4 protein-coding genes are annotated in these 5323 nt (G+C 69.4%); 1 reads left to right on the top strand and 3 read right to left on the bottom strand.

Features of this window, described 5'->3' with window-relative positions:
* Positions 1-197: 197 nt before the first annotated feature.
* Positions 198-2303 (bottom strand): 3-hydroxyacyl-CoA dehydrogenase NAD-binding domain-containing protein, encoded by a 2106-nt coding sequence (locus VGV06_12770; protein ID HEV2056025.1) that lies wholly within the window; start codon positions 2301-2303, stop codon positions 198-200.
* On the bottom strand, positions 2300-3697 hold the full coding sequence (gene lpdA / locus VGV06_12765; protein ID HEV2056024.1) for a dihydrolipoyl dehydrogenase: 1398 nt from the start codon (positions 3695-3697) through the stop codon (positions 2300-2302). Before lpdA ends, VGV06_12770 begins: the two co-directional genes overlap by 4 nt.
* A gap of 91 nt (positions 3698-3788) precedes the next feature.
* Here lpdA and VGV06_12760 point away from each other — a divergent pair, with 91 nt between their 5' ends.
* On the top strand, positions 3789-4127 hold the full coding sequence (locus VGV06_12760; GenBank protein ID HEV2056023.1) for a BrnA antitoxin family protein: 339 nt from the start codon (positions 3789-3791) through the stop codon (positions 4125-4127).
* A gap of 3 nt (positions 4128-4130) precedes the next feature.
* Here the strand turns inward: VGV06_12760 and VGV06_12755 are convergent.
* Positions 4131-5323, bottom strand: a 1193-nt coding sequence (locus VGV06_12755; GenBank protein HEV2056022.1) for a dihydrolipoamide acetyltransferase family protein, incomplete at its 5' end; no start/stop codon positions are given.

Genomic DNA, 5323 nt, shown 5'->3' with positions numbered 1-5323 from the left:
CGAGCCGCGATGCCACGGTGTCGGACATGGCGCGATTCTACCCGCTTCCAGGTACTGGGCCAATTTACTTCGCCATACTTCGTTCTCGGTCGCCAGCGACGCTCAACGTACACCCACGTACGCCTCGCGCCGCTGGCTCCCTCGGGCCTCGTCTGGCTCGCAACTTGACCCAGTACCCAACGCCGTGCGCGAAGGGCTTAGCGGGCGCCGAGGTCACGGAAGCCCTTGCCTTCCTTCGCCAACCGCTCGAGGAGCGGCGCCGGCGCCCAGGGCTCGCCGTGCCGGGTGTGGAAGGCCGCCACGTCAGAGTAGACCTTCTTGAGCCCGACCTGGTCGGCGTAGAACATCGGGCCCCCGCGATAGCGCGGGAAGCCGTAGCCGTAGAGGTACGTGACGTCGATGTCGCTCGAGCGGAGCGCGATGCCCTCCTCGAGGATGCGCGCGCCCTCGTTGACGAGGGCCCACAGGCACCGCGCGAGGACCTCTTCGTCGCTGACCGTCCGCCGCGCGATGCCGCCCTCCTTGGCCGCCGCGGCGATTACCGCCTCGACCTCGGGGTCGGGCTTGGGCGCCCGCGAGCCGGCCTCGTAGCGGTACCAGCCGGCACCGGTCTTCTGGCCGAAGCGCCCCTGCTCGCAGAGCCTGTCGCCCACGTGCGAGTAGCGCAGGTCCTTCCGCCGCGTGGCGGCCTTGCCCTTGCGGATCCGCCAGCCGACGTCGAGGCCCGCCAAATCCTGCATGGCGAAGGGGCCCATGGCGAAGCCGAAGTCGTAGATGACCTTGTCCACCTGCTGGGGCGTCGCGCCCTCCTCGACGAGGAACTCCGCCTCGCGGAGATACGGGTGGAGCATCCGGTTGCCGATGAAGCCGTCGCAGTTGCCCGCCAGCACCCACACCTTGCCGATGCGGCGTGACAACTCTGCCGACGTCGCGATGGTCTCCTTGGAGGTCTTGGCCCCGCGCACCAGCTCGAGAAGACGCATCACGTTCGCCGGGCTGAAGAAGTGCGTGCCGATCACCGCCTCGGGGCGCGACGTCGCGGAGGCGATCTGGTCGATGTCGAGCGTCGAAGTGTTGGAGGCGAGGACGGCCCCCGGCTTGGCGATCTTGTCGAGGGCGGCGAAGACCTCCTTCTTCACGCCCATCTCCTCGAAGACCGCCTCGATGACGATGTCCGCCTCGCGGACGGCCGCGCGGTCGAGCGAGCCCGCGATCAGGCCGACGCGCTTGTCCATGTCGGCCTGGGAAAGACGCCCCTTCTCGACGGTGGCGCCGTAGTTCTTCCTGACGATGGCGAGGCCGCGATCGAGCGCCTCCTGCGTCACTTCCACCACGGTCACCGGGATGCCCGCGTTGGCGAAGTTCATGGCGATGCCGCCGCCCATGGTGCCGGCGCCGATGACCGCCGCGCGCTCGATCTTCTTGGCCGGCGTGCCCGGCGGCACGTCGGGAATCTTGGTCGCCTCGCGCTCGGCGAAGAAAGCGTGGATCTGCCCCTTGGACTGCGGCGAGGCCATGCACTCCTGGAAGAGCGCGCGCTCCTTCTTGAGCCCGTCGGCAAACGGCAGCGCGACGGCGGCCTGGACGGCCTCGATGCACTTGAAGGGGGCGAGATAGCCGCGCGCCTCGCGCTCGATGCTCTTCCTGAAGGAATCGAAGAGCGCGGGGTTGGCCCGCGCGGCCTGGAGCTTGTCGTCCATGGCCGAGATCTTCCTCAACGGCCCCTTGTTCGCCACTACGCGCTCGGCAAAGGTGACGGCGCCGGCGCGGAGGTCGTCGCCCACGACCTCGTCCACGATGCCGAGCTCCTTAGCCTTGGGCGCCCGGACGGGGTCGCCGCTCACGATCATCTTGAGCGCCGCCTCGACTCCCGCGACCCGAGGCAATCGCTGCGTGCCACCCGCGCCCGGCAGGAGCCCGAGCTTGACCTCCGGCAGCCCCACCTGCCCCGCGGCGACGGCGACGCGATAGTGGCAGGCGAGGCAAACTTCGAGACCGCCGCCGAGCGCCGTGCCATGGATGGCCGCCACCACGGGCTTCCCGCTGCCTTCGATCGCGGCGAGGACGCTGTGGAGGTCGGGCGGCTGGGGCGGCTTGCCGAACTCGCGGATGTCGGCGCCCGCGATGAAGGTGCGCCCGCCGCCGATGATGACGAGGGCGGCAACTCCGGCGTCAGTCAATCCCTTGGCGATGCCGTCCAGCAGCCCCTGACGGACGCCCTGGGAGAGCGCGTTGACGGGCGGGTTGTTGACGGTGATGACGCCGACGCTGCCCTGCTTGTCGAACGTGACGAGGTCACTCATTTGGCTCCTCCATGGAGGAGGCTCTCGGCCGCCTCCATCAGGCTTTCGGAAAGGGTCGGATGCGCGTGGATGGTCGATGCCAGGTCCTCGGCGGTGACGGAGGTCTCGATGGCCAGCGCGGCCTCGGCGATCAGCTCGCCCGCCCCCGGGCCGACGATGCCCGCGCCGATCACGCGCCCGGACGCGGCGTCCACGATGAGCTTGGTCAGGCCGTCGGAGCGCCCGATGGTCGCCGCGCGCCCCGAGGCGGCCCAGGGGAACTTCGCGACCTTGACCGCGCGGCCAGTGCGCAAGGCCTCGGCCTCCATGACGCCGCACCACGCGACCTCCGGATCGGTAAAGACAACGGCCGGCACGGCGGCATTGTCGAAGGCCGACGGCCGCCCCGCAATGACCTCCGCAGCGACCTTGCCCTGGCGCATGGCCCGATGCGCGAGCATCGGGTCGCCCGTCACGTCGCCCACCGCGTAGATATGCGGGTCGGCCGTCCGGCAGCGCTCGTCCACGGAAATCATACCGCGCTCGCCGATCTTGACCTTGGTCGTCTCGAGACCGAGGCCGTCGCTGACCGCTCGGCGGCCGACGGCGACCAGCACGCGGTCGAAGGATTGAGGCTCCTGTCCTTCGATGCTCGCCTCGAGGGCGCTGCCCGACTCCTTGAGGGCGGTGACCTTGCTCTTGAGATGGATCGCGGCGAAGAGCTTCTCGCAGCGGCGCGCCAACGGCTGGACGAGATCGCGGTCGGCCCCAGGCAGGAGCCCGTCGGTCATCTCGACGACGGTCACGCGGCTGCCGAGCGCCGCGTAGACCTGGCCAAGCTCGAGGCCGATGTAGCCGCCGCCGATGACGAGCAGGCGGTCGGGAATCTCGGGCACCTCGAGCGCGGTCGTCGAGTCCATGATGCGCTCGCTCTCGAGGTCGAGCCCCGGCACGCGTGAAGGCAGCGACCCCGTCGCGATGATCGCGTGCTTGAAGCGCAGCACCTGCGGCTCGTCGCCGCCGACCCGGATGCTCCGCGAGTCTTCGAACGCGCCGCGGCCGCCGATGACCTGCACGCCCTTGGCCTTGGCCACGGAGGCGAGGCCGCGGGAGAGCTTGCCCACGACGCGCTCGGTCTTCCACTTGCGGAGCGGGTCAAGCGATATGCGCGGCCCGCCGAAGTCGAGCCCGAACTCCCTCGCGCGCTCAGCCTCGCCGATCACCGCCGCCACGTGGAGCAGCGCCTTGGACGGGATGCAGCCTTCGTAGAGGCACGCCCCACCCAGCCGCTTGCCCGCATCCACCACCACGGTCTCCAGCCCCAGCTCCGCGCAACGAAACGCGGCCGAATACCCACCCGGCCCGCCGCCCAGCACGGCCACGTCCACCTCGGTGACCAGGTCGCCCATCACCATGTGTACGACCTTGACGAAGTATGTATTCTATACATATACTCGCACAGCATCATTTCATCGAGACGCGCCACGCGGCGCGAGGTGAGGGACTATGAGGAAGGAATATGATTTTTCCAAGGCGTGGCGATCGGAGTACTGGAAGAAGATGCCGCCTCCCGACCAACTGGACCGCCACATCAAGGTGCGTATCACCATCTTCGTCGACAACGACATCCTGAAGTTCTTCAAGGCCCGCGCGGTCAAGCGGGGAAAACCGCCGTACCAGACCCAGATCAACCAGGCGCTGCGCGAGTACATGGAGGGCAGCCCACCCCCGGGCAAGGGCAGTGTGGTCGCTGACGAGAAGCTCATCTCCCATCTCGCCGAGCGGATCGCCGAGTACTCGGCCGCGAAGCGGAAGAAGCGTCGGACGAAGAAGACCAAGGCCTGAAGCCTACCACTCGACGAAGAGCGTTTCCGGCGCTTCGAGGCGGCGGATGATGGCGTGGGCGAAGCGGGCGCCATCGGCGCCGTCGGCCACGCGGTGGTCAAAGGTCAGGGTGATCGGCAGCATCATGCGCACCACAATCTGGCCGCCCCGCACGACGGGCTCCTCCCTGCCCCGCGCCACGCCGAGGATCGCGACTTCCGGGTAGTTGATGATGGGGATGGCGCCCGTGCCGCCGAGCGCGCCGATATTGGTGATCGTGAAGGTGCCGCCGCGGAGGTCGTCGAGCGCCGCCTTGCCGTCGCGCACCCGCTGGGCGAGCGCCGCAAGCTCGCGAGCGATGTCCATGACAGGCTTCGTGTCCACGTCGCGGATGACCGGGACGATGAGGCCCCGGTCAGTCGCCACGGCGATGCCGAGGTGGCAGTAGCGCTTGAGGATCAGCTCCCCCGCCCCGGCATCGAGGCTCGCGTTGAACTGCGGGAACTCGTGAAGCGCCAGCGCCGCCGCCTTGAGGAGGAAGCTCGTGAGCGTGAGCGTGATGCCGCGCTGCTTGGCCGCCTCGAAGCTTCGCGTGACGATCGCGTTGAGGTCGGTGACGTCGGCCTTGTCGAAATGTGTCACGTGCGGGATCAGCGCGGCTGACAGCGCCATGCGCTCGGCAATGGTGCGGCGCAGGTGTGAGAGCGGCTGGCGCTCGACGGGCCCCCACTGCTCGAACTTCGGCAAGGGCGGCGGCTCGAGCCCCACGCGTGCCAGCGGCTTGGCCGGGCCCGAGGGAGCGGCGGCACGCGCGGGCGCCGCGGGAGCGCCTGGGGGTTTGCTCACGCCTGGGGGCTTGCCCGCGCTCGCGCGAACGTCGTCGTCCGTGATGCGGCCCCCCGGGCCCGTGCCGCGCACGGCCTGAAGGTCCACACCCAACTCGCGCGCGAGACGCCGCGTCGAAGGCGCGGCGGCAACCGGCCCGCCGTCGACGCGTGGCGCCATCGCGGGCCGGGCCGCCGGCGCCACGAGCGCGCCGGCTGCATCTGCAAAGCTCACCAGCGGTTGGCCGACCGTGACGGTCTGTCCGGGCTGGACATGGATCTTCTTCACGCGCCCGGCGAAGGGCGACGGGATCTGGACCTGCGCCTTGTCGGTCTCGACCTCGAGGAGCGGCGAGTCTTCCTTCACGATGTCGCCCTCGTGGACCAGGACGG

The organism is Candidatus Methylomirabilota bacterium (assembly GCA_035936835.1).
In the GTDB taxonomy this organism is placed as follows: domain Bacteria; phylum Methylomirabilota; class Methylomirabilia; order Rokubacteriales; family CSP1-6; genus AR37.
This window is presented reverse-complemented; position numbering and strand designations above follow the sequence as displayed.

Coding starts and splice junctions, on each gene's coding strand:
- VGV06_12760 (HEV2056023.1), top strand. CDS start 3,789: ATGAGGAAGGAATATGATTTTTCCAAGGCGTGGCGATCGGAGTACTGG.
- VGV06_12770 (HEV2056025.1), bottom strand. CDS start 2,303: ATGAGTGACCTCGTCACGTTCGACAAGCAGGGCAGCGTCGGCGTCATC.
- lpdA (HEV2056024.1), bottom strand. CDS start 3,697: ATGGTGATGGGCGACCTGGTCACCGAGGTGGACGTGGCCGTGCTGGGC.